This is a genomic window from Rhodococcus sp. KBW08, from assembly GCF_003852455.1.
In the GTDB taxonomy this organism is placed as follows: domain Bacteria; phylum Actinomycetota; class Actinomycetes; order Mycobacteriales; family Mycobacteriaceae; genus Rhodococcus_F; species Rhodococcus_F baikonurensis.
Genome location: NZ_QAJJ01000008.1, coordinates 90,323 through 115,198, shown reverse-complemented (window position 1 = coordinate 115,198; position 24,876 = coordinate 90,323). Strand labels below are relative to the sequence as shown.

Annotated in this window: 17 protein-coding genes; 9 read left to right on the top strand and 8 right to left on the bottom strand. The window is 63.2% G+C overall.

Annotation, left to right across the window (positions count from 1 at the left end):
• The first annotated feature begins 53 nt into the window (after positions 1–53).
• Together DBV08_RS10120 and DBV08_RS10115 are read left to right on the top strand one after the other, a co-directional pair.
• Positions 54–1,379 (top strand): UDP-glucose/GDP-mannose dehydrogenase family protein, encoded by a 1,326-nt coding sequence (locus DBV08_RS10120; RefSeq protein ID WP_124567358.1) that lies wholly within the window; start codon positions 54–56, stop codon positions 1,377–1,379.
• Between the two features lie 130 nt (positions 1,380–1,509).
• Positions 1,510–2,934, top strand: a complete 1,425-nt coding sequence (locus DBV08_RS10115; protein ID WP_124567357.1) for a polysaccharide biosynthesis tyrosine autokinase — start codon at positions 1,510–1,512, stop codon at positions 2,932–2,934.
• Here the strand turns inward: DBV08_RS10115 and DBV08_RS10110 are convergent.
• Entirely contained in the window at positions 2,906–3,430 is a 525-nt protein-coding gene (locus DBV08_RS10110) for a low molecular weight phosphatase family protein (RefSeq protein ID WP_124567356.1), read from the bottom strand. The two genes, DBV08_RS10115 and DBV08_RS10110, sit on opposite strands and share 29 nt — an antisense overlap.
• A gap of 108 nt (positions 3,431–3,538) precedes the next feature.
• On the opposite strand from DBV08_RS10110, the gene DBV08_RS10105 reads away from it, so the two are divergent.
• Entirely contained in the window at positions 3,539–4,858 is a 1,320-nt protein-coding gene (locus DBV08_RS10105; protein ID WP_124567355.1) for a UDP-glucose/GDP-mannose dehydrogenase family protein, read from the top strand.
• Between the two features lie 149 nt (positions 4,859–5,007).
• Complete coding sequence (locus tag DBV08_RS10100; RefSeq protein ID WP_260395482.1) at positions 5,008–6,675, top strand: Hsp70 family protein; 1,668 nt, start codon at positions 5,008–5,010, stop codon at positions 6,673–6,675.
• 9 nt (positions 6,676–6,684) lie between these two features.
• Here DBV08_RS10100 and DBV08_RS10095 read toward each other — a convergent pair whose 3' ends face one another.
• Both DBV08_RS10095 and DBV08_RS10090 read right to left on the bottom strand, forming a co-directional pair.
• A complete protein-coding gene (locus DBV08_RS10095; RefSeq protein WP_124567353.1) occupies positions 6,685–7,947 on the bottom strand; it encodes a YibE/F family protein in 1,263 nt (420 codons plus the stop codon).
• A 522-nt stretch (positions 7,948–8,469) separates the two neighbouring features.
• The gene (locus DBV08_RS10090) at positions 8,470–9,723 is read right to left on the bottom strand and encodes a pyridoxal phosphate-dependent aminotransferase (protein WP_003943683.1); all 1,254 of its coding nucleotides are present in this window, start codon (positions 9,721–9,723) and stop codon (positions 8,470–8,472) included.
• A 76-nt stretch (positions 9,724–9,799) separates the two neighbouring features.
• Between DBV08_RS10090 and DBV08_RS10085 the strand changes: the two genes are divergently transcribed.
• From DBV08_RS10085 to DBV08_RS10070, 4 genes are read left to right on the top strand one after another with little or no spacing between them, the layout of a single operon-like run.
• Entirely contained in the window at positions 9,800–11,740 is a 1,941-nt protein-coding gene (locus DBV08_RS10085) for a prolyl oligopeptidase family serine peptidase (protein WP_124567352.1), read from the top strand.
• A 29-nt stretch (positions 11,741–11,769) separates the two neighbouring features.
• Positions 11,770–12,030 carry a hypothetical protein gene (locus DBV08_RS10080; RefSeq protein ID WP_124567351.1) on the top strand — a complete coding sequence of 87 codons (261 nt, stop codon included), beginning with the start codon at positions 11,770–11,772 and terminating at the stop codon, positions 12,028–12,030.
• 31 nt (positions 12,031–12,061) lie between these two features.
• The gene (locus DBV08_RS10075) at positions 12,062–13,240 is read left to right on the top strand and encodes a DUF6745 domain-containing protein (protein WP_124567350.1); all 1,179 of its coding nucleotides are present in this window, start codon (positions 12,062–12,064) and stop codon (positions 13,238–13,240) included.
• A gap of 46 nt (positions 13,241–13,286) precedes the next feature.
• Positions 13,287–13,751, top strand: coding sequence for a hypothetical protein (locus DBV08_RS10070; protein ID WP_124567349.1), 465 nt, complete (start codon positions 13,287–13,289; stop codon positions 13,749–13,751).
• A 72-nt stretch (positions 13,752–13,823) separates the two neighbouring features.
• On the opposite strand, the gene DBV08_RS10065 is transcribed toward DBV08_RS10070, so the two are convergent.
• Entirely contained in the window at positions 13,824–16,994 is a 3,171-nt protein-coding gene (locus DBV08_RS10065; protein WP_124567348.1) for a (Fe-S)-binding protein, read from the bottom strand.
• A gap of 359 nt (positions 16,995–17,353) precedes the next feature.
• On the opposite strand from DBV08_RS10065, the gene DBV08_RS10060 reads away from it, so the two are divergent.
• Positions 17,354–18,004 (top strand): ammonium transporter, encoded by a 651-nt coding sequence (locus tag DBV08_RS10060; protein WP_124567347.1) that lies wholly within the window; start codon positions 17,354–17,356, stop codon positions 18,002–18,004.
• A 95-nt stretch (positions 18,005–18,099) separates the two neighbouring features.
• Here DBV08_RS10060 and DBV08_RS10055 read toward each other — a convergent pair whose 3' ends face one another.
• From DBV08_RS10055 to DBV08_RS10040, 4 genes are all read right to left on the bottom strand, one after another.
• Positions 18,100–19,410, bottom strand: coding sequence for a S1 family peptidase (locus tag DBV08_RS10055; protein WP_124567346.1), 1,311 nt, complete (start codon positions 19,408–19,410; stop codon positions 18,100–18,102).
• A 224-nt stretch (positions 19,411–19,634) separates the two neighbouring features.
• On the bottom strand, positions 19,635–20,975 hold the full coding sequence (locus DBV08_RS10050) for a S1 family peptidase (RefSeq protein ID WP_124567345.1): 1,341 nt from the start codon (positions 20,973–20,975) through the stop codon (positions 19,635–19,637).
• Positions 20,976–21,075: 100 nt separating this feature from the next.
• On the bottom strand, positions 21,076–22,320 hold the full coding sequence (locus tag DBV08_RS10045; protein ID WP_124567344.1) for a hypothetical protein: 1,245 nt from the start codon (positions 22,318–22,320) through the stop codon (positions 21,076–21,078).
• 111 nt (positions 22,321–22,431) lie between these two features.
• Positions 22,432–24,867, bottom strand: coding sequence for a LuxR C-terminal-related transcriptional regulator (locus DBV08_RS10040; protein ID WP_124567343.1), 2,436 nt, complete (start codon positions 24,865–24,867; stop codon positions 22,432–22,434).
• Positions 24,868–24,876 lie beyond the last annotated feature (9 nt).

Sequence of the window (24,876 nt, the reverse complement as noted above, 5' to 3'; positions counted from 1 at the left end):
ATTTCCCATCCCATCAACACTTCACACACTCTCGAGAAAGTAGATCGAGCATCATGAGCACTCGCATAGCAGTTTTCGGCACGGGATACCTGGGCGCGACACACGCGGCCTGTATGGCCGAACTCGGTCACGAGGTCCTCGGAGTGGATGTCGACGCGGCAAAGCTGGAGAAACTGGCAGCAGGGGAAGTTCCTTTCTACGAGCCAGGTTTGCGTGAGGTTCTACGAAGAAATATCGATCGAGGAAGACTGAAGTTCACGTCGTCTTACGAGGAAGCCGCTGAATTTGCGGACGTGTTCTTCCTCGGGGTCGGTACGCCGCAGAAAAAGGGCGAGTTCGCTGCGGACATGATCTACGTGGATGCCGTGATCGAGACTCTGGCACCGCTACTCACCAAGCCCTCGGTCATCTTCGGGAAGTCCACGGTACCGGTGGGCACCGCAGAACGGCTCGGTAAGCGCGCGCGGGAACTGGCACCGAGTGGCGACGCCGTCGAAGTGGCGTGGAATCCCGAGTTTCTCCGTGAGGGATTTGCCGTCCAGGACACATTGCATCCCGATCGTCTGGTGCTCGGGGTCGACCGCAATCGACACGGACGCGCGGAATCTGTTGCGCGCGAGGTATATGCAGACCTTGTCGATGAGGGGATTCCCTTTCTCGTCACGGACCTGGCTACGGCGGAGTTGGTCAAAGCATCAGCGAACGCATTCCTGGCCACGAAGATCTCGTTCATCAACGCCATTTCCGAAGTGTGCGAGGCTGCTGGTGCCGACGTCACAGTGCTCGCCGACGCGATCGGATACGACGTTCGGATCGGACGTCGATTTCTCAACGCGGGAATTGGTTTCGGGGGAGGCTGCTTACCGAAGGACATCCGTGCATTCATGGCTCGCGCCGGTGAACTAGGTGCCGACCAAGCACTGACGTTCCTTCGCGAGGTCGACAACATCAACATGCGCAGACGTACACGCATGGTCGAATTGGCACGGGAGGCATGCGGATCGCTGCTCGGCGCGAGAGTTGCAATTCTGGGTGCCGCGTTCAAGCCGGACTCGGACGACGTTCGTGACTCGCCGGCGCTCAATGTCGCGGGCCAGATTCAGCTCCAAGGTGCTGCGGTGAACGTGTACGACCCGAAGGCCATGGACAATTCGCGTGCGCTGTTCCCGACGTTGACCTATTCGGCAAATGCGTTGGAGGCCTGCGAAGGTGCTGATGTCGTCCTGGTGTTGACCGAGTGGCCCCAATTCTTGAAGTTGCAGCCGTCCGATCTTGATTCGGTGGTTCGCAAGAAGGTGATCGTCGACGGGCGCAATTGCCTTTCCCCCGAAGACTGGCGCGGCGCTGGTTGGACTTACCGCGGATTGGGACGTCCGTAAGTACCAGGCATCGTGCCTGCTGCAGTTGATCGATATCGAAGTTGAGAAAGCCCGGTTCGCCCTCGCGGTCTGACCGGCAAGAACCGCTCAGACCCGCAGTGGGCATGCGTGAGCCGAAGGAGACATCAAGATGGAAATTGTCGACTACCTGAAGATATTGCAAGCCAGATGGCGAATCGTCGCTGCTGTAACGGTGCTCGGAATCCTGGGAGCCCTTGGCGCTTCTCTTCTTTCGACGCCCGTCTACCAGGCCTCGACGAGGCTTTTCGTTTCGACGTCGGCGGGTACCTCGGTCAACGAGGCACTTCAAGGTAGCCAGCTGTCACAGCAGCGTGTTCTGTCCTATACAAAACTCCTGACCGGCCGAACTCTCGCGCAGCGGACGATCGACGTACTGGGGCCGAGAGTGGTCGGCGGGATGTCGGCTGACGAGTTGGCGTCCAAGGTTACTGCGACGTCGGCGCCCGACACTGTGCTGATCGACCTCGGAGTCAAGGATCCTTCACCGGAACTCGCGCGGGAGATTGCAGATACTCTGTCGTCCGAATTCGTCTCACTGGCAAAGGAACTGGAGACGCCTGAGAACGGCGGAACGCCGCCTGCGCGTGTGGTCGTCGAGCAGCAGGCCCAAGAGCCGACTGTTCCCGTGTCACCTAAGACTTCACGCAACCTCGCTCTAGGAGCCGTGGCGGGGCTGGTGTCGGGAATCGCGCTTGCGTTGATTCGTGATCGGCTCGACAACACGGTGAAGGATCGTCGAACGGTGGAAGAGATTGCGGGTTCGGCGATGGTGGGCACGATCCCGTTCGACAAGGAGGTCGAGGTCAATCACGCGATCGCTTTCAGTGACGGAAATTCCGTGAGTGCCGAAGCCTTCCGTGAATTGCGCACCAACCTTCAGTTCCTCGAGGTGGACCATCCACCGCGTGTCATCGTCGTCACGAGTTCGCTTCCCTCCGAGGGTAAGACGACCACGGCCGTGAACATCGCTCTCGTCTTGGCGGAGGCCGGCAAATCGGTGTGCCTGATGGAAGGCGACCTCCGCAAGCCGCGAGTATCGAAGTACTTGGGATTGATCGGAAGTGTCGGCGTCAGTTCGGTGCTCTCCGGTCGAGCGACGCTGGACGATGTGCTTCAGCCGACCGAGTTCGACGGACTGACTGTGCTCGCCTCCGGACCGATCCCCCCGAACCCGAGCGAACTACTCGGTACGGACACGGCCAAACATGTTCTCGGGGAACTGCGGGCGCGCTACGACTACGTCATCATCGACGCCTCGCCGTTGCTCCCCGTCACGGATGCCGCGGTTTTGGCCGCGATGTCGGACGGCGCTCTGGTGATCGCCCGACACGGCTCCACGAAGCGCGATCAACTGGCGCGCGCGGTCGGAAACCTACAGAGTGTGGGTGCGCACGTCCTCGGCACTGTCATCACGATGACGCCGTCTCGCGGACGCAATGCGTACGAGTACAGCTATTACTACGAGTCGGACAAATCGCTACCGCAGTTGACCGCGGTGACCTCGCTCAGCGCTCACCGAAGCGAAGTCGGCTGAGCAGTGGGCCGACGAGATCGGCGATCTGAAGTCCGATCTCGTGAAACACATTCTCTTCCTTACCCATCGGATCCAGGACGTCCTCGGGTTCGGTGGCACGAAATCGGGGCCTGGCGGCGGCGAGGTCGTCGACCGTTCCTGCATCCGCGAGCGAGCCCAACCGTGCGGCTTCTCGAAGGGTGAACGTGCGCTTCAGCCGCGCCGGAGCCATCGCCAGGACTTTGTCTCGCTGACTTTCGGTCATCGTGAGAATGAGGTCGGCGTCCGAGGCCAGCGCTGTTGTCATGCGTCGAGCTTGAAACTCCGTGGGGTCGCCGCCGAGTCCCGCGAGAACCCTCGCGGCCGTCGGCTCGATCGGGTGCCCGACCATCGCCCGGGTTCCAGCACTCGACGCGGTGAATCCGATGATCCCGGCTTCGGCGGCATATGCACGTGCGAGGCGTTCGCCCGTGGGTGATCGGCAGATGTTTCCCGTACAAACGAAGAGAACGTGCATGGCAGAAGCATAGGTTGCACGCGCGACGCACTCGTCGTACGCCCGATGTTGGTTTCGCGCCCATCTGGCGTACGCGTTTCGGAAAGTTCGGACGCATACCAACAACACATGAAGATGACCGTGTTCGGAACGGGATACCTGGGCGCGACCCACGCTGTGTGTATGGCCGAATTGGGTCACGACGTGCTGGGGGTCGACATCGACCAGTCCAAGGTCGACAAGTTGTCCCGTGGGGAGGTCCCGTTCTTCGAGCCGGGTCTGACCGACATGCTGGAAAAGAATCTGGAGTCGGGTCGGCTCCGGTTCACGACGTCCTATGCCGATGCCGCAGATTTTGCCGACATTCATTTTGTCGGTGTGGGGACTCCGCAGAAGAAAGGGGAGTACGGCGCGGATCTGAGCCACGTTCATTCGGTGATCGATCTGCTGGCGCCGTTGTTGCGACGGCCATCTCTGATCGTCGGCAAGTCGACGGTTCCGGTAGGTACGGCTGCCGCTCTCGGCGAGCGACTACGTGCCGGCGCGCCGGCGGGCGCAGCAGTAGAGGTGGCCTGGAATCCGGAGTTCCTGCGTGAGGGGCACGCCATCGCGGACACTTTGAGACCTGATCGGTTGGTTCTGGGGATCGATCGTGATCGACCGGGAAACGCCGAAGGTGTTCTTCGTGAGGTGTATGCCGCGATATTGGGCGCGGGGGTGCCGTTTCTCGTGACCGACCTGGCGACATCCGAGTTGGTCAAGGGATCGGCGAATGCATTTCTCGCCACCAAGGTGTCCTTCATCAATGCGATTGCGGAGGTGTGCGAGGCCACCGGGGCCGACGTGACGATGTTGGCTGACGCTCTCGGATACGACGATCGGATCGGCAGACGGTTTCTGAATGCGGGGTTGGGGTTCGGCGGGGGATGTCTGCCGAAGGACATCCGGGCTTTCATGGCGCGGGCCGGAGAACTGGGTGTGGACCAAGCGTTGTACTTCCTTCGCGAGGTCGACAGCATCAACATGCGACGACGGACGAAAGCCGTCGAGCTGGTGACGGCGGCCTGTGATGATGGTTTGCTGGGAGCTAACGTGTCGGTGCTGGGGGCTGCATTCAAGCCGGAATCCGACGATGTGCGCGATTCGCCTGCGCTCAACGTCGCAGGAATGATGCAGTTGCACGGGGCGGCAGTCACCGTCTTCGATCCGAAGGCAATGGACAATTCTCGCCGACTCTTTCCCACCCTTCACTACGCAACCTCCACGTCAGACGCCTGCAAGAACGCTGATGTCGTCTTGATTGCGACCGAATGGGACGAGTTTGCCTCGCTCGTGCCCGCCGATCTGGATCCGCTCGTTCGTCGACGCGTCATCGTCGACGCCAGAAATTGCCTCGATCCGGAGGTCTGGCGTGCTGCTGGATGGAACTATCGCGGATTGGGGCGGTAGGTCGAACGTCCAGGTAGCGAAAAAGTAGCTGCGATTAGGCGTTAGATGCGATGCGCGAACCTTGTAGACCACCCCTAGTGGGTAGACTTCCGGCCGGGGAATGACGGGGTCTGCTGACAGGACCCGTCCACGGTCGACGAAGGTGGATCATGAACTTGGTATTGGGTGTGACGGTGGGAGCCAGCGCTGTGCGTTTGGCGCGCCCGGGGACGCCCGACCACCGTGGTCCGGTATTTCGATCGAGAGCGGTCGATCGCGGACGCGACGTTCCCGAGGAAATCGCCGCAGAAGCAACGAAGGTGGCATTGGCCGAGAATGTCGGCGTTGGCAGTCAAACGGTCGTCGCCTACCGCGATCAAGCGCAAGCCGGTGCACTCCAGGCCGCGTTCGAGCAGAAAGGCATCGGCAACTTCGAGTTGATTCCCGAAGTTACAGCCACGCTTCGGATGCTCGAGGAACCCGGTGCGCTGACCGACCAGAGCACGCTTGTCGTCGTCGACATGGGTAGCTCGGGATCGACGATCAGCGTTGTGGACAGGCATTCGAGGTCTACCGTCGTGACTGCTCGGTCGACTCGGATCAGCGGCGACCACTTCGACGACCTCGTTTACTCCGACCAGACCGTACGCCGCCGAATCTCGACGCCGGCCGACCCGGGCGGCGACTCCGAACTGCAGTCGCGATGCCGACTTGCCAAGGAACAACTGTCCACACGGAGCGCGGTGTGCCTGCCCGGTCCCGGTGGGCTTCTCCTGCTGTCGCGGGAAGTTTTCGATTCGTTGGTCATCACGTCGGTGGAGGCCTTTGCCCGAGAAATACGGGAGGTCATCGCAACGTCCGGCCGTAACCCGGACGCGATTGTCCTCATCGGTGGCGGTGCGCGCATCCCGATCGTGCGGGCGACGCTCGCTGCGTGGCTGGATTGCCCCGTCATCGCGCCAGAACAGCCTGAACTGGTGGCTGCGCAAGGCGCTGCACTGATCGCGGAGTCGTCCCTGGCGCCGTCGTCACGACCTGTCGCTGCACCGGTCCAGGTCCCTGCGGTGGCACCGATCTTCGCGCCCTATCCGATTCACACACCGGCAGAGGTGCCTGTCCCGGTACAGGCGTTCAGTCATGGAGGAGTCGCTACGCTCCCCGAATCGGAACGGCCGGAGGTCGCTGCCGAGACGAAGTCTGTTCCACAGGAACAGATGTCGAGTCCGTATGCTGCGGATCTGCCGCAGCCGCGACCGAACCGACACGAGCAACGATTCGATCCGGCCGCAGATCTCGCGGTCGCCGTCAGCGACCCGGCCACGGACGGATTCGGCACAGAACGTGACGCCGACACCGAGGCCGTGATGGTTGACGCCCAGGCGTACTCGGCGGTGCGCGAAGACGAGGGAGTAGGAGCAGGAACCGCGCACCCGTCGTGGCTTGCCGGTACACAGACTGCGGAAACCACGTCCACGGAACCGAGGAATCCGCTGCGTTTCGCCGGCCTGGGCGCCGGTGTGATCGCGGCAGTCGTCATCGTCGGGTTGGGGTTGGGCTATGGCGGAAAGGTCTTCGGTGATTCCGACGAAGCCGGACCTGTGGCAACCGAGGTGACCACGACGGCACCGACAACCACGACGACTCCGCCGCCCCCGCCCACGACGACTCCGCCCCCGCCCACGACGGAGGAAGCGCCACCGGTGGTCGAGGCCCCGCCGGTTGTGCAGGACACCTATGTGCCGCCGGCGCCTGCACCCGCACCTCCGCCGCCCGCGATCTACATTCCGGGGCTGCCGCCGATTCTGTTGCCGGTCCTCCCGCCGATCCCCGGACTCTGAGACCCTTTGTCAGCGTTTGGAGTGGCGTCCACCTGACGTGGGGCCGGTCTTGACCGCACTACCGGGCGGGCGCGCGAGAATGACGGCGATTGCGGTGGTGAGCGGAACCGAAAGAGCCAGAGCAATTCCGCCGACCGCGGACCGGACGATTTCGATCGCGACGGCGTCACCGACCAACACGTCTTGAAGTGGGCGCCCGCTGACACTGAAAAGCAACAGCAGTGGCAGCGCCCCGCCGGCGTACGCGAGGACCAAGGTATAGACAGTGCTGGCGATGTGATCGCGTCCGACCCGCATCGCCCCACTGAACACCTTTCGGCGAGGAGCGTGCTTGTCGAGTTCGGCCAACTCGAATGCCGAAGATGCCTGGGTGATGGTGACGTCGTTGAGAACACCGAGCGATCCGATGATGAAGCCCGCCAGCAGCAGGCCCGTGATGTCGATGTGTTCGATGTATGTCTGCACATTGGTGTTCTGCTCTTCGGACAACCCGGTGAGATGGGTCAGTTCGATACAGAGATAGGAGAGAACCGCCGCGAGCACCATCGCGGCGAGGGTGCCGAGCAATGCCGAACTGGTTTTGAGTGAGACACCGTGCGCCAGATAGAGAACCGCGTACAAGATCACCGCGCCGGCGACCAGTGCAACCGGTATCGCAGGCTTGCCGTCGAGCAAGGCGGGCAGGAGGAATCCGACGACAACGCCGAATGCGATCACCAGTCCGACGAGAGCGCGCAATCCGCGCCACCGCGCAACAGCGATGATGACTACGGCAAACGCCAAAGCGATCAGTGCCAGCGGGAGTCCACGCGAATAGTCCTCGAAGGAGTACTGAGTATTGCCGTTCGGGTCCGTCTGACGCACGAGACGAATGTGGTCACCGACTCGTAGATCCGGTTGACCGGCGCCCGGGATGACCTCGAGCAGTGTCTTGGTTCCGGCATTCGGCCCGGATTCGATGTCGACGATGCTCCGCTGGCATTGATAGGCCGACGTGGGCGGCGGTTGCGGGGCGCCGACGAATACCCTTCCAGCGGAGGAACTCCCGCAGTCGCCGAGGTCTTGCATGGTGACCGTGCCCGCCTCGGTTTCCACCGAGCTGCCGTCGGCATTCTGAAAAGGGAGTGGGACGGGGATGGTGTTCTTGTCCGGCCACAGTGCGATTGCTGCCGCGACGACGATCATGCCGATGACGACGAGCAAGCCGATGACGACGCGTGAGGCGGTGGGGCCGATCTGAATGGGTCCACCGTGGCCGTGGCCGTGACTCATCGGAAACTGAGTGTCGGACTGGGGATTTGCACCGGTGCAATGTTATCGGCTCCGAAGCGAATGGTCAGCTTCTGAAGGCAGTGTTGAAAGGCAGTGTCGGTGAAAGGCAGTGCCGACGAAAGGCAGTGCCCGTGAAAACCGGTGCTACCGATGAGGGGGTGTGAAACGGGGATTGGTCGAGCTGGGTGGCGGGGAACAGGGGGGGTTGTCCCCGCCACCAACCTGGTATCCACAGGGGGGGGAGGGATACCAGGTGCTCGCGGCACCGAAGTGCTGATAACTAATGTACCCAATTTCAAACCGATTTGGCGCGTTGTCCAACTACCAATTCCGCAACGAATCACGTACCGGTTGGACCGTTTTCACATCAGGGCAGGTCACTAAATAGTTAAAGTGTCAATCAAACCGTGTGGTTTGCGAAAAATGTGACCAAGGTCGCACAAATGCCCCGTCGTTTTACGTTTACGGGGCATTTGTACAACGAATTGTTTACTCGATTTCAGCCGGATTCAGCCGGAGAATCTACTGTTTGTAACTGGTGAGGAAGTTGCCGAATCGCTCGATGGCGACGGCAAGATCTCGGGCCCACGGGAGCGTGACGATCCGAAGGTGATCGTGATTGGGCCAATTGAACCCGGTGCCCTGAACCATCAGGATCTTCTCCTGGAGTAGCAGGTCTTGCACCAATTTCTCGTCGTCGTGGATCTCGTAGACGTTCGGATCCAGACGAGGGAAGGCGTAGAGCGCGCCGCGTGGTTTGACACACGAAACGCCCGGAATCATGTTCAGTCTCTCCCAGGCGACGTCGCGCTGCTCGAGAAGACGACCGCCGGGCAGGATCAGGTCTTCGATGCTCTGGTGCCCACCGAGGGCCACCTGAATGGCGTGCTGTCCGGGGACGTTGGGGCACAGCCGCGTCGACGCCAAGAGATCGAGACCCTCGAGGAAGCCGGCCGCATGATCCTTCGGCCCGGTGATCGCGACCCAGCCGGAGCGGTAGCCCGCGACACGGTAGGCCTTCGAGAGGCCGTTGAACGTCAGGCACAGCAGATCAGGGGCGAGCGTCGCCAGCGAGATGTGCTTTGCGTCGTCGTAGAGGATCTTGTCGTAGATCTCGTCGGCGAGGAGCAGAAGCTGATGCTTGCGCGCCAGATCGACCAACTGCTGCAGAACCTCCATCGAGTACACCGCACCCGTGGGGTTGTTCGGGTTGATGACGAGGAGAGCCTTGGTCTTGTCGGTGATCTTGGATTCGATATCGGCGATATCGGGATTCCAGTCGTTCGCCTCGTCGCAGAGGTAGTGGACGGGTGTACCGCCGGACAGGCTCGTCATCGCGGTCCACAACGGATAGTCCGGTGCCGGGATCAGCACCTCGTCGCCGTTGTTGAGGAGGGCCTGCATGGTCATCGTGATCAGCTCTGAGACACCGTTGCCGAGGTAGATGTCGTCTACGTCGAGCTCGGGGAAGCCGGGAACCAGTTCGTAGCGCGTCACGATTGCGCGCCGCGCCGACAGAATGCCCTTCGACTCCGAATAGCCCTGCGCATAGGGCAGCGCAGCGATCATGTCCCGCATGATCACGTCGGGGGCATCGAATCCGAACGGTGCCGGGTTGCCGATGTTGAGCTTGAGGATCCGGTGCCCTTCCGCCTCCAGCCGGGCGGCATGCGCGTGCACCGGTCCACGGATTTCGTACAGGACGTTCTGGAGCTTCGACGACTGCTCCAGCTCGCGCTGCGGCTGACGGTGGCGGACGGGTTCTGGTGTGCTCACGAGTTACATGATTCCACCACTGTGCAAGTGCATTGTCGGGGACCGTGTCGCGCGACCAGTTGGCTATTGTCGAGCGATGACCCCCAGCGAGCAGATTGCAGCCCCGTACGGATCGTGGACTTCTCCGATCGGAGCAGCTGATCTGGCTGCAGGTGGCCACCCTGTCGAGGGCGGACGATACGTCGGCGACGAGATCTGGTGGGCTGAAATTCGTCCGACCGAGAGTGGTCGGACGTCGATTCGTCGATCCGGTCTCGACAACCAACCAGTCGACATCCTCCCGGCGCCGTGGAACGCGCGGACGAGGGTTCACGAGTACGGCGGTGGCGCCTGGACTGTCACGGAGTCCGGAAAACTGGTCTTCAGTGAATTCTCCGATCAACGGGTGTACATCCTCGAAGGAGTCACTCCGCGGGCTCTGACGCCCGAACCGGCGTCGCCGGCCGCGTTGCGATACGCAGACCTGCAGATCGTGAACGGTGAGGTGTGGGCGGTTCGGGAAGCGCACGCGGAGGACGGGGCGATCACTCGCGATATCTGCTCGATTCCGCTGGACGGTTCCGGCGAGATCCGCTCGATCGTCGGCGGCTCGGACTTCCTTTCGTCACCGAGGCTTTCGCCGAGTGGAACCAAGATCGCCTGGATCGCGTGGAACCATCCGCAAATGCCCTGGGACGGTACCGAACTGCGCGTAGCTCCACTAGTCGACGGCGTCGCTCAGGACTACTCCGTACTGATCGGCGGACCCGAAGAGTCGGTCCTGCAACCGGAGTGGATCACCGACGACGAACTTTTCGCAATCAGCGATCGCAGCGGCTGGTGGAACATCTATCGCGTCGGCGCCGAGATCACCCCGATCTGCCCGGTGGAGGCGGATTTCGGTGGGCCACAGTGGCGTTTCGGTGCGCGCTGGTTCGTCGAACTCGACAACGGCCACCTTCTCACCGCGCGCACCGTGGGAACCGACACCCTGGGGGTGCTCGATCCCGCGTCGGGAGAACTACGCGACATCGAGATCCCCGGGGTCACCAGTATCGGCCTCATGCAGGTTCGCGGCGACCGGTTGCTGCTCGTCTCGGGAGGCGCGAAACTGGCGGGCGCGCTACGTGAACTGGACCTCGGTACCGGAAAACTGACCGAAATCCGTTCGTCGGTCGAAGAATTGCCCGAGTCTGCATATCTTCCGGAAGCGCGAGCAGTCGTGGCTCACGGACACGGGCGAGAAGTTCACGCCGTTGCGTATCCGCCGCGCAGTCCGCGATACAAAGGACTCGACGGCGAACTGCCGCCGTACGTCGCGTTTGTTCACGGCGGCCCGACGGCGCACGTCGCACCGGCCCTCAACCTCGTCTACGCCTTCTTCACCAGCCGCGGAATCGGAGTGGTGGATGTGAATTACGGCGGGTCGACCGGATACGGACGTGAGTACCGTAATCGATTGCGCGGTCAGTGGGGTGTCGTCGACGTGCAGGATGTCGTCACCGCCGTCACCGGATTGGCCGAGCAGGGGCTCGCAGATCCGGCCCGCCTCGCCGTCGAGGGTGGATCTGCCGGCGGATGGACTGTTCTGGCCGCACTGACCACGTCCGACGTGTTCGCCTGTGGTGCTTCCTATTTCGGGGTGGCAGAACTGGACCTGTTCGTGCAGGAAACTCACGATTTCGAGTCGCGCTACGTCGACGGGTTGATCGGTCCACTGCCGGAATCTGCCGACCTGTACGCCGAACGTGCTCCGCTCAACAACGTCGACGGGTTGAACTGCCCGGTGTTGTTGCTCCAGGGCCTCGACGATCCGATCGTGCCGCCCTCGCAGGCGGAACGATTCCGGGATGCATTGGTAGCCAAGGGTATTCCGCATGCCTACCTGGCCTACGAGGGTGAATCGCACGGATTCCGTAAGCAGTCGACCATCATCAGCTCACGCAACGCCGAGTTGTCCTTCTACGGGCAGGTACTCGGGTTCACCCCACCAGACATCCCGACGCTGGAGCTGTGGAAGCCTGCGATCGGTAGCTGACGACCCCGCGGCTGCGTGCGAAGCCCGCAATGACCGACCCGCCACCCCGCGTCACCGAGCTGGTCTTCGCGGAGCTTCTCGTTCCAGCGCACGTCCTCGGCGGTGCGACCGGTGGGTACCGGTCGGCCGTGTGTGACGCGGCCGGCGAACCCACGAACGTCGTGGATTTCGAACCGGTTTCGCGGCGCTGGAGAGGATGTTCGGTGTGGGGATCGGTGGCCGGTTCTCGGCGTCACACTCAAGGAACCCTTGCGTCCGTAGCATTTGCGTGCCACGCTGTAGAACTATGACTACAGGAAAGGCGGACACCGCCACCGTCGCGTGAGCGCCGCACCGTTTCGCTCGTCGACGTCACGTCGAGCGACATCGACCGAGAACATCGATATCTTCGATGTAGACAATCAGGCCTTGGAAGCAGTCCGCGATGTATGGCTCGAACGCGGCTTGTGTACACGTCCGGCCGATCGATCCACTGCAGAATCTGCTGTCGCGCAACTATATCGGCGATCCGGACTCCCGAAACCGGAGTTTGTCTGGGTTCCGTCTCCCCGTGCCGGTTCGGATCTGATCGCCGCCGAAGGTTTGTCGACCACGATGTCCTTCGACGGCGCCGGACTCGACTGCCCGTCCGGACATATCGCGAGCATGTTCGCGTCATCGCGCCGACGTATGAACGCGAGTATCCAAGGTCGGAAAGCTGACTGGCAGATAGAACGCCGGCAGAGGCAGCGCCTGATCAGGGCGTCCGTTTGGGAATCGTTGCACACCACGCTGTTCGACGGAGTCGCGGTCGCGATACGAACGATGTCGACCCCGATGGCAGGCGGAGTGACCTGGTACGGACAGCAGGAAGCCCATCGAATCGCGTACTACGACACGTTCCGTCGATACGGTCTCGCGACCTTCGATTCGGAAGATCGTGAACTCCTGGACGTGCAGACCGCACTCGCTGACTCGACCGGGTGGTGGTGGGCGTTCGACAACCTGTGCATCATGGCTGAACGACCCGGCGCCGTGCATAGCGAACCGATACCGGGCAGCACGCTGGGAGAGCGACGACTGCACCATTCTGATGGCCCTGCAATTGAATTCGGAGACGGCGCACATACATTCGTTCTGCATGGGGCGATCGTTCCCGACTGGGTGGTGCTCGACCCGTCCGCCGAACGGATCGCACTGGAGCGCAATGTCGAGATCCGTCGGTGCGCGATCGAACGCATCGGCTGGGATACCTACATCGAGAGCGCCGGACTGACACTGGTCGACGAAACCGATGATCCGGGCAATGTCGGTTGCCTGCTACAGCTCTACGCGTCGCCGGAAGGCTGGGGCCGAAGTGGGCGAATCCTGCTCGCGGTCAACGGCTCTCTGGAACGCGACGGGCATCGGCGGCGATACGGACTGCATGTGCCCGGATGGTTCACGTCCGCGCTGGATGCAGCCGGCTGGACCTACGGCATCACCGGTGCCGACTATGCACGCCTCGTTCGTCGAACCTGAACCTCACACACACAACCTCGAACCCTCTAACCCCTTGGTGATACTTATGAACTCGAACATGACCTTGTCCGCTCTCACCACCCTCACCGGCCTCGACGTCTTCGACTATCTCGACAAGGAAGTGTCCATTCCTGTCGTCGACGGTCTTCAAGCGCAGGGCGATCTCATCGTGATCCCGTTTTCGCTGCTCGCAAATATCGTCACGCCGTTACCGTGGACTCGATCCGTGAACGTTCCACTCTCGGGAGTGGAACTGCTGCGAAGCGCGGCGGGCGGGAACCCTCACAGTCTGGTTGCAGACGTAGGGGAGTGCGCGTGGTCGACACCGGTGAAAGACGCTCGGGGCCTTGCACTCGGCGTGCTCGACACCCAGGTGACCGCTTACCTCATCCATCCGGAGCACGGCGCGACCGGAATCGCTCCGGGGCGCTACGTCATCGGACGGCAGCAGGAAAGGGGCGTCGGGCGTGCGCGTGGTGCGCGTGGTGCGGTGATGCTTGTCGCAGATTGACAGGCCGACCTCGGGCTCCAGACAAAGCGAATGCCCCCACCATGACGGTGAGGGCATTCGCGAGTGGTGCGCTTACTTCTTGCGGCCGGGAGCCTTTGCACCGGCCTTGAAGCCGAGTCCGCCTGCTTTGGGGGCGGGCGGCGCCGCAGCGGGTGCCGCAGCTTCCGCGGGTGCAGACGCCTCGGCAGGTGCGTCTGCAGCGGGTTCTGCCTTCACGGGTTCGGTCTTCGTTGCCGGTGCCTCCGCAGCAGGTGCGGGAGCTGCAGCCGGAGCTGCCTTCCGGGCACCGGGCGCCTTTGCGCCCGATTTGAATCCGAGCCCGCCTGCCTTGGCGACCGGTGGAGCCTTCGGGGCTTCCGCCTGGGCGGCGGGAGCCTCGGCAGCCGGAGCCTCCGTCGGCGCCTCAGGCGCAGCCGCAGCAGCAGGTGCTTCAGGCGCAGCGGCAGCCGGAGCAGCCTTCGCGCCAGGAGCCTTGGCTCCGCCCTTCATCTGCAGTCCCTTGCCACCCGGAGCCTTGGCGCCGGACGCCAGGCCCAGACCCTTCGGCTTGGCGACGGGTGCAGCAGCCTCAGCAGCTTCCGCTGCCGGAGCTTCCGCTGCCGGTGCTGCAGCGGCCTTTGCTCCGGGTGCCTTGGCGGCGCCCTTCATCTGCAGTCCCTTGCCGCCGGGAGCCTTGGCTCCGCCCGCAAGACCGAGCCCCTTGGGCTTTGCCGCGGGTGCGGCCGGTGCAGCATCTTCGGCAGCGGGAGCTTCCGCGCTTGCGGCGGGAGCTGCCTTCTTGGCGCCGGGAGCCTTTGCCCCGCCGGCCATTCCGAGGCCCTTGCCTGGTGCCTTGGCGCCGGGAGCTTTTGCACCTGGTGCTTTGGCGAGGCCCTTCATGGCCAGACCCTTGCCTGCCGGTGCAGCCTTGGCTTCCGGAGTCGCGGCGGCTTCCTCGACTTCGGCGACCCGATCCTGCTCGACGGTCTCAGCCTTTGCCTCGGCAGCGACCGGTGCCTTCTCACGCGGGATCACCTTGATGTTCTCGCCGAGCTGGGCGGGATCGAGGCGGGTGACGGAGTTCAGCATCAGCTGCGCGACGTCGACGACCTCGACGCCTTCGCCCTGGCCCTGCTCCTGGCGGGCAGTGACGCCGTCGGTGAGCATGACGCGGCAGAACGGGCAACCCGTGGCGATCTTCTTGGGGTTGGTGGAGAGCGCTTCGTCGACTCGGTCGACGTTGATGCGCTTGCCGATGTTCTCTTCCATCCACATGCGAGCACCACCGGCACCACAGCACATGGAACGTTCGCCGTGACGCGGCATTTCGACGAGCTTGGAGCCTGAGGCTTCCATGAGTTCACGGGGAGCGTCGTAGACCTTGTTGTGGCGTCCGAGGAAGCACGGGTCGTGGTAGGTGACGTCTTCGCTCACGGATGCAACGGGGATCAGCTTCTTCTGACGCACCAGACGGTTGAGCAGCTGGGTGTGGTGCACGACCTCGTAGTCGCCGCCCACCTCCGGGTACTCGTTGCCGAGAGCGTTGAAGCAGTGCGCACAGGTGACGACGATCTTGCGCTTCTTCTGTTCGATACCGTCGAAGACCGAGTTGAGCATCTCGATGTTCTGCATTGCGAGCTGCTGGAACAAGAACTCGTTGCCGGCACGACGTGCGGAGTCGCCGGTGCAGGTTTCGTCGGCGCCGAGGACCATGAACTTCACTCCCGCGGTGGCAAGGAGTTCGGCGACGGCCTTGGTGGTCTTCTTGGCACGGTCTTCGTAGGCGCCGGCGCAGCCGACCCAGAAGAGGTACTCGTAGTCCTCGAAGCTGTCGGCGTCCTTGCCGAAGACGGGGATCTCGAAGTCCATCTCGTTGATCCAGTTGAGACGGTCCTTGGAGTTCTGGCCCCAGGGGTTGCCCTTGTTCTCGAGGTTCTTGAACAGGCCGGCGAGTTCGGAGGGGAACTCCGATTCGATCAGGACCTGGTAGCGACGCATGTCGATGATGTGGTCGACGTGTTCGATGTCGACGGGGCACTGTTCGACGCAGGCGCCGCAGTTGGTGCAGCTCCACAAGGTTTCGGCGTCGATGACCGGGGCCATCTCACCTTCGACGGTTTCACCGACGAGCTTGCGGTCTGCCTCGAGGCGTGCTGCCTCGGGGATGGCTGCGAGTGCGGCTTCCTTGACGTTGCCTTCGGCGTCGACGAGACCGATCTCGTCGCCGCCCATGTCCTTGCGTCCACCAGCGAGCAGGTACGGGGCCTTGGCGTAGCCGTGGTCACGCAGCGACATGATGAGCAGCTTGGGGGAGAGCGGCTTTCCGGTGTTCCAAGCGGGGCACTGGGACTGGCAACGCCCGCACTCGGTGCAGGTGGTGAAGTCGAGCCAGCCCTTCCAGGAGAAGTCCTCGATGTTTCCGGCGCCGAGAGTGTCGGTGTCGGGGTCGACGTTCTCCATCGTCAGGACTTTGCCCTTGGACATCATGGGCTTTGCCGCGCCGAGCGCGACGGTGCCGTCGTCTTCACGCTTGAAGTAGATGTTGAAGAACGCCGAGAAGCGGTGCCACGCGACGCCCCACGTGATGTTGCGGCCCACGATGGCGAGCCAGATCATGCCGGTCATCAGCTTGACGAACGCGAACACCGAGATCATGACGGGGCTGGCGGGAAGCAGCTTTGCGACCTGCATGGTGAAGAAGTCGGTCCACGGGTTGGCGTGACCGTAGGTGGCGATCTTGCCGGCCTTGACCATGATCATGCCCAGGCCCTCGAGCAGGACGATGCCTTCGATGACGTAAGCGGCCTTGAAGTTGGAGCCGCCGAAACGGGACAGGCGTGCGGGCAGGCGCGGGTGGTTGAGCTGACGGATCACGATCAGCGTGGTGATACCGATGACGGTGCCCAGGCCGAGGATCTCGTCCCACAGGTGCCACGCCCACGTGTTACCGAAGATGGGCCAGTGGAACTCGGGGTTGAACGTCTGTCCGTAGGCCTCGAACCACAGAAGGAATCCGCCGAGGAAGCCGACCATGACGAGCCAGTGGGCCCAGCCGACGCTGCGGAACTTGTTCATGCGCGTGTGCGCGATGAACTCGATGATCATCTGCTTGAAGCGAGGGAAGAACGGGCGCCATCGATCGGGTGCCGACTGGCCGATGCGCACGGTGTTGAACATCCTCAGCGCGCCTGAGAGGAAGATGTACCAACACACCAAGCTCAGCAGAGCACCAATCGTGCCCAACGTAATCGTCAGGGCATTCATGTCGCGGCCTTTCGTTTCAGGGCGACGCGTCGGCCACCTCGGGACAGCCCACTGATACTAACCTGCGTTATGTTACCCGCCAGTAACTAGCATTACCAGCCTGTAGGTACCGGCTGGTAACCGCTCGTGGCCTGGAGAGATCAATCTTCTGCGTCGGACGGGCTTGGTCAGACGCAGACATGTCTGGTCGTCACGTTAGGCGGTGCCCGTCAGGTGTCCATCTGTCAGGCAGCCCTAACTCGGGTTCCGAGCAGGTGAGGACAACCGACCGGCTGTTATCGTTACGCCCGTCACGCACAGGGGAAACGGGTGGTGTGAGTCATCGACTGACGCCCGCCCGATCCCGGGGAGGATTGAAAATGTTCATTCGTAAAGCTGCGGCCGTCGCAGCGATGACCATTGCCGCTACGGGCATCGCTGCAGGTACTTCTTACGCAGCTCCGGAGACGTCACCCGACGTTTCGTACACCGCCGATGTCGTGGACCAGGCTGTTGTCACCACCATCGATGCCGGGGCATTCCGGGTATCGGGTGACGGAACACACGTCGACCTGCAGAACAGCCAGGGCGCGACTCTCGTGAGTCTGCCGCTCGCGTTCAACCTCGGGGACGTTCAGTTCCCGTTCGACGAGACCGTCAGTGAGGACGGCAAGACCCTCACCCTCAAGCCGAACCTGGACCCGGCCAGCTCCAAGCCGAAGCCGGTCGCTGCCGAGTTCACCCCGGTTGCTTCGCCTGACGAGGATCAGAAGGCAATCGAGAAGTTTCAGTCACAGCTCGGGCTTGCCACGCAGATCGGTAGCCTCACCGGCACGATCGTCGGTGCAGTCATCGGTTGCATCGTGGGTCTGCCCGGCCTGGTTATCGGCTGCCTCCCCGGCATGGTCACCGGTGCCGGTATCGGTGGAGTCGCCGGTACCATCCTCGCCGGCGGCGGAACCGCAATCGTTGCGGGCATGGATCTGATCAAGGTCCTGAACGCTCCGGCCGGAACAACGCTCTTCCAGTAAGCAGCTCTTCCGGTAAGACGTCACGAACGTCGAAACGGGCGCCACACCTTCAGAAGGTGTGGCGCCCGTTTTGCTGTCTCGGGGAATGCGGGCGATCAGTAGTCGCGAACCTTCAGGCCCGGATTGGCGGCGAGGATGTCGTTGATCGGCGTCGCATACTGCGTCGGTGCTTCTTGCCCGAACAATGTCTCGGCCTGCGCGATCTCGCACAGGGGAGAGGTGGCGACATTGGACGCACTCGTGATGCCCACGGCCAACGTTCCGGAGACGATGGGACCACCGCTGTCACCCTGCAGGACGCAGATGTTGGTGGTGAAGCCGTTGTCGAGGGTGTGATCCAAAACCTTGGCGACGCGGTTGACGCCGGTGACGACGCCGCAGCTGAAGCCCGTGGTCGATCCGGCCTTGCAGACCGGGGCGCCCACTACCGGATCGGCGGTACCGGTGATGTTGACCGAACGGTTGAACGGAACCCGAACGCTGTTGTTCTCGAAGCGGTACTTCGCGTTGTCGTCGATGTTGATGATCGAGTAGTCGCGCCCGTCGAAGCTGCTCTTGGCGAAGTATCCGACACGGGGCCCGGTCTGGTTGTTCACCATCGGGAAGACCTGGCTCGAGTTCGAGGTACCGGCAGCGGCGCGGTTGGGGTCGCAGTGGCCGGCGCTGATGTTGACCGTGCGTCCGGAACCGTCGGTGCCGTTGAAGCCGAATGAACAACGCAGTCCGGTGTTGCCTGAGGTCGCGCCGAAGGCGTCTCCGCCCAGTGCGGCGTCGCCGGTTGCGGATCCGGTTGCGGGGACGAGGTCCGCGACGATCGGGGGAACCAGCAGCGGAGCAGCGGTGTGCACAACGGTCCGCTTCAGGAACTCAGGCAATTCGATGCCGGCGGCCGGATCGGCCGTGAGGGCAACTCCGTTGCCGACCACGTCGACGGCGATGCCACGCACGAGGTCCGCGACCTCGGCAGGCTGCGAATCGAGCCACGAGTTGAGTGCCGAGAGCTGACTCTGCAGAGCCTGCTCGCTCTGCGCGACGTCCTTGACCTCGAAGCCGGCCTTTTCGGCGGCCTCGCGGGCGGCGTCCTTGTCGCGACCGTCAGCGAGAGCGACGACGCCCTTGCCGAGGTCGTCGAGCCACACGCCGGCAAAGGAGTCGGGGAACTGGACGCGCGCGATGGCGGCGAACTCCGCGAGCTTCTGTGCGAGTTCGGAACGCGAGACGAACTGGTCGGGCGTCAGCGCCAAGTCGTGCTGTAGAGCGTCGGCGAGTTCGACGGGCAGATGGGCTGCCTGGTCGGATACTCCGGATTCGTTCGGTTCTGCGTTCGCGACCGCGGTAATCGGTCCGAGGAGCAGCAGCGCGGCCGAACCGAACACTGCGGCACGACGTGCGATGGAGCTTCGCATGAGGGCCTTTCCACTTCGTTGACCGCGTACCACCCCCCTGGGAGCACACGGATACGGCTCACGGACTTGTGGTGAGCCGATCACAGTCGACCATGACTATATGGGTTCGAACGCGCTATTCCCACCCGTTACATGAGCACACAGCGCTGATCCCGACCGATAACAGCACTGTGCCCGCCGATCGAGAACAGATCGGCGGGCACAGAGCGTGAATCAGGGGTTGGTCAACCGGCAGTGCGAACGCGGATACCGGAACCGACACCGCCACCGGATGCGCGATCTGCCGCATCGAGGATGTCTCCGACCGGAATACCCAGGTTCGAGGTTCCACCGGAGGTTGCCAGTACCAGGTTCGCCTCGTTGCAACTCGGTGCGCCGCTGCTGTTGGAGCCGCTGGTGATACCCAGCGCCAAGGTTCCGGAGACGATGGCGCCGCCGCTGTCCCCGGCGAGGGTGCACGCGGTACCGGCGAATCCGCGGACGGTTCGTGAATCACCGTCGGCCATGACCAGTTGTGTTTCGACGCGATCGGCTGCCACGACGCCACAGGTGAACGAGGACGTCTGACCGGACTTGCAGATGGGAGCGCCGATCACGGGACGTGCTGTTCCGGTGATCGCGAGGGTGGTCCCGTTGGCGCCGCGGACGGCAGCGCGGTCGAGGCCTGCGTCGATGCCCGACTGGTCGAACTTGATGACCGAGTAATCGAGATCGCCGGAGTTGTTGCCGACGGAAGACTGTGAGAACGCGCCGATCAACTGACTGTCGTCGACGTTCGCGTGGTTCGGCAGGTAGACCGGAGACTTCGAGCCCTCGGCCGGATTGCAGTGTCCGGCACTGATATTGAGTGCATTGTTCTGATCGTCGACGGCGTTGAACCCGAACGAGCAGACCGAGATGTTCTCGGTCGGCGTCTCACGAATGGGGCCAGTCGACGTGATGTAGGTGTCGCCGCCGAGTGCTCCGGGCTCGACCGATCCGCCACCGTCCGGGCTGAGAACGATCTTGGTGTTCTCGAGCAGGGTCGGAAGATTGAGCGCCTGCCCGACGGGGCTGTTCGCGACGTCGATGACGACCTGGTTGTTCAAGACGTCGATCGTCGCCGAATTGACTGCGCGTGAGATTTCCTTGGGCAGCCCGGCAATCCAACCGTTGACGTCGGCCAGCGTCTTCTCGAGGGTGTCGGCGGAGACAGGGGCGACGTGCGTGCGGTAACCGTCGTCGGCGGCGATGCGAGCAGCTTCGGTGGTGGTGACGGCTACGACGGGCTGACCGTCGAGTCCCATCCACGAGCCGGCATAGTCGCCAGGGCGCTCGGACTTGAACTCCTGGGCGTATGCGCCGAGTTCCTGAGCCTTGGCGGCGCGGTCCAGATACTCCTGTGGGGAGATCTTCAGATCGCGTGCGATCGCCTCGACCAACTCGGCCGGAAGCTGATCGGCTTCGAGCTGTTCGACCTGCGTATCGGAGGCGGGCTCTGCCGATGCCGTCGTGATGAATGGAGCTGCGAGCAGTAGTGCCGAGGCGCCGACCACAGCGGTGCGGATCGCCAACGAGTTACGCATGAAATCCCTTCAAGTCCCCGGCACCGAGCCGGTAGGTACCGCACCCACCATAGGGGAAAAGTTCCGACAACGAATGTGCGCCTCCGCTCGGACAGCTGAATTATTCTGGCTGACTTGGCATTCCGGGTCTCGGGGCCACGGGCATGACGGGCATGTCGGGATTCGGAGCCGCCGGATCGGTTGTGTCGGTCGGGTTGGAGGGCTGTGTCGGCGTCGACTGTGTATTCGTGGGGTCGGTCGCGGTGGGGTTGTCCGGGGTAACCGGATCCAGCGGTCCGACGGCCGGCGGTAGATTCTCGATCCGAAGTGGGGGGATCTGCACGGTGATCGGCGAACCTTGCTGCACGGTCGCGGTGCCCGTCGGCGATTTTTCGACGCCGACGCTCGGAATCTCGGATGTCGGCAAGGGGTCGGGCGAGAGCGATTCCGGTTCGGGTGACCACGGCGTCGTCGGTCGTAATCCGAGCGCGGGTACCTGAGATGGGAGCGAGGTCGCTGTCTGCGATGCCCCGCCGGACGGGCTCGGTGCGGTGTCAGGCGTGGTGCCGGGGGACAAGGGAGATTGTGCGTCGAGAATCCGAGGCGCCGGAACCGTCGACGTGTGCGCGATGACGAGCGCTGCCGCGCAACCCGACAGCGTCAGAAAAACTGCGGCGACTGCTGCGACGATGATCGGTCGGCGCTCCGACTGCCACTGACGATTCAGCCAGCCGTCGACGCTCGGTGCTTTCGCGACCGGGACCTTTGCGTCACTTTCCGGCTCCGGCTCGATCAGGACGAACGGTGGAAACTCCTCGGGGACTCCCTCCGGCTCGGCCAGGTCGGTTGGTTCGGGTTCGGGTTGGGTAGGGGCGATCGCGAAAGGCGCGGCCAACGCTGCTGCTCCGCGAGCTGCTCTGTCGGCGGCCTCCGGATCCGCGAGCCAAGCCGCGGAGGCTTCCTCTTCCGGAATCAGGTCGACGCCGTCGAGATCCATACTGTCGAGTGCGTCACGGAGCGCGGCGACAGAATCGTTCGACCAACCAGCCGGGATCACCGCGGAGATGTTCGGACTCTGGTCAGTGAGTGTCCGGACCTCCTTGACCAGGCAATACATCGCTGTCGCTACGAGTTCCTCTCCTCGGGTCATGTGCTCGGAGAAGTTGTCGGTATCGTCAGTTCCGACCCTGTCGAGGAACCCCCGCAAGCCGGCGGATCCTGTCGCGGTTCCACCTAGCTGCACGGTGCCGTCAGGAGCGTGGTGCAGCACCGATTCGCGTTCGAGGATCACTGGTGCCGAGTCGGGTTTCGCGATCGCGGCAATGCTTTGTTTGTTGCCGACGACGAGTCCGACTCCCCACTTCATAGCGATCCCCGTTTCACAGTTACCGAACTTTGCTCGGTATGTATGCCCTGATTCCTGTGAAAACTATCACTCGAACGGATAAATGCAACCGTTCGGACAATATTCAGCTAACTATTTGTTCGCCGGTGTCATGCTACGAAGGATGGTGAGCAGTTCCGAACGAGACTGCGCGCCGACGCGACGCTTGATGCGTGCGACATGGTGCTCGACGGTTTTGGCGGAGATGTAGAGACGTTCGCCGATTTCCCGGTACGTCAGGCCGACGACGACGAGTTCGGCAACTTCTTGTTCGCGCTCGGTCAGTACCGACGGTGGCGCCGCATTGTCGGCCGAATCGGTTCCGTTCGTCTCGGCCGTCGACGCTGTGCGTAGCGAGCGCGCGACGTGGAGCAATGCCGTCGCCGATTTGGTGTCCGGTGTGCGGAGCGCTGCTTCGCCGGCGAGGCGGGCTGCGTCCCAGGGGAGTCCGATCCGACTCAGCGTCCGCGCCGCGGCTTCGACATCGTCGGCGTCGATGCTGCCCTGGAGGAGGAGGAGCCACTGGCGGCCTGCGGTCGCCAAACCGGCTGCGTACGTGTGGGTTTTGGCTGATTCCGCGAGTGCGCGCGCATGTGGAAGGAGGTCGGCGGGTGACTGCGCGAGGATCGATGCCTGGACGCCGTACCAATGAAGCGGCGAAGACCACAGTGGCGGCTCACCGAGTGCGCGCAGGAGCGAGCGCGCGTCGTCGACCAGATGCTCGACCTGCTCGGTCTCGTCGAGTCGCACTGCGGCAAGCCACAGTTCGCCGACGGGGAGGAGATTGAAGAGATCTACGCTGCACGAAGAGAGGGCGCCGGCCGCGCCCGACCAAGCTCGACGTAACTGAGCGAGATCGCCGGTGCGACGAGCGAGGCCGACGATCAGCGCGTGTAGAAACAGTGAGTCGCGCTCGCGGAGGGGGCCGCGGACCACCTCGTCCGGAAGGCCCTCGAGGACCGCGTCCTGCCCGCGGACCATCGCGATCCAGGCGCGAAGGATGTGGAGCCGTGCCCACGTGTGGCTGCTTGCGTCGACGGCGGCGATCGCGGCCGAGACGACAGTGGCGGCCCGTTCGTGGGCGCCGTTGTGCAGGAGTGCAAGAGCTACCAGTGCCGGGGCGGAATCCGGCTGGAATGCAGATGTGTCTGCTCCGCCGGGGAGCGAGAGCGCGCGCGACATCGTGTTGAGCGCAGTCGGTGCGACTCCCGTCACCGACTGCATCAGTCCGTTGGCCAGGGTCGCAGCGCCGACCGTGGAACTCGACGGTGATCCGGTGATTCCGGTCAGTGCTGCGTTCGCGTCGTCGACCTTGCCGATGCCGAGGAAGGTGATTGCGGCGAAGGGGGATTCGGTTCCGGTGCGCTCCGGACCGAGCCAGGTGTAGAGATCTGCAGCGGCGCCGAGTTGGCCGCACGCCGCGGATGAAGCTGCGCGGATTCGTACCGCCGCCGCCAGTTGCGCGTTGCCGGGATCGGGTTCGGCGATGACGGAATCGGCCAGGCGGCAAGCGGTGTCGAGGTCACCACTTCGAGCCGAGACCTGGGCGTACAGAAGCGTGTCGGCCAGGCCGAGAGCCTCGATCGAATTCACGCGACGGAGGAGATCTGCCGCGACCGCCGGTGTGCTGCCGTCGACTGCGTCTCGTAGTACGGCCGTGAGGTCGCGGTGGCGGATGCCGGAGTCGAAAAGTTTTCGCGCGGTGTCGACGTCGAGAGTTCGCGCGTTCGCGCGTGATTCGACGATTCTGATCAGCTCGCTGCGGATTCGCGCGGTGCTGGTCGACTCGGCCAGCACGCTTGCGACGAGAGGTGATCGGGAACCGAAAAGGCCGGTCGCCAGTGCTCGGTCGAATGCCGCTGTGAGGCTGAACTTCTCCTGTCCCAGATCGAGTTCGAAGGCGTCGATGTCCGGGACGGCGAGTGAAACCTCGAGGATCTCCCGCTCGATCGGATGCAGAGCTGTGACCTGATGGAGGATGTGTGTGCGTACGGCTGTCGCCATTTCCGGGCGGCCCGCCGAGGCAGCGGCGAAATACGCTTCGACGGCCCCGAAGGAACCACCGGCAAGGTGCTCGAGCGCCAGCACGGCACGGTCGTCGAGCGGAACTCTTCGCTCTGCGGCGATCTTCCGAATGTCGGATCGGTTCAACGGGTTCAGATGAAGGACGGTGCCGAAACTCGAGATGTTCGAATAGATCGGTGCGAGTGGAGGATCGATCCGATCGGAGGCGATGACAACTCCGAGGTCGTCACGGTGAACCAGTTCGTTCAGGGCGCGGATTTCGTCGGAGGTCAGAGCCTGCGCGTCCGCGATCACCACGATCGCATCGACCGGGGCGTCAAGCGTGACTGCGGTGACCACGGGCTTGTCACCCGATTCGATTCTCTTCCGCACCGCTCTCGTCACTTGGGGTCGAGCGCTGGCGTCGGTCCCGGTGACGAACAGGCGCAGTGGCGATGCAGTCAGGTTGATGCCGCGCAAAAGTCCCGCGATGTAGGACGATTCGGCGCCGCTGTCACGGTTCATCGAAAGCCG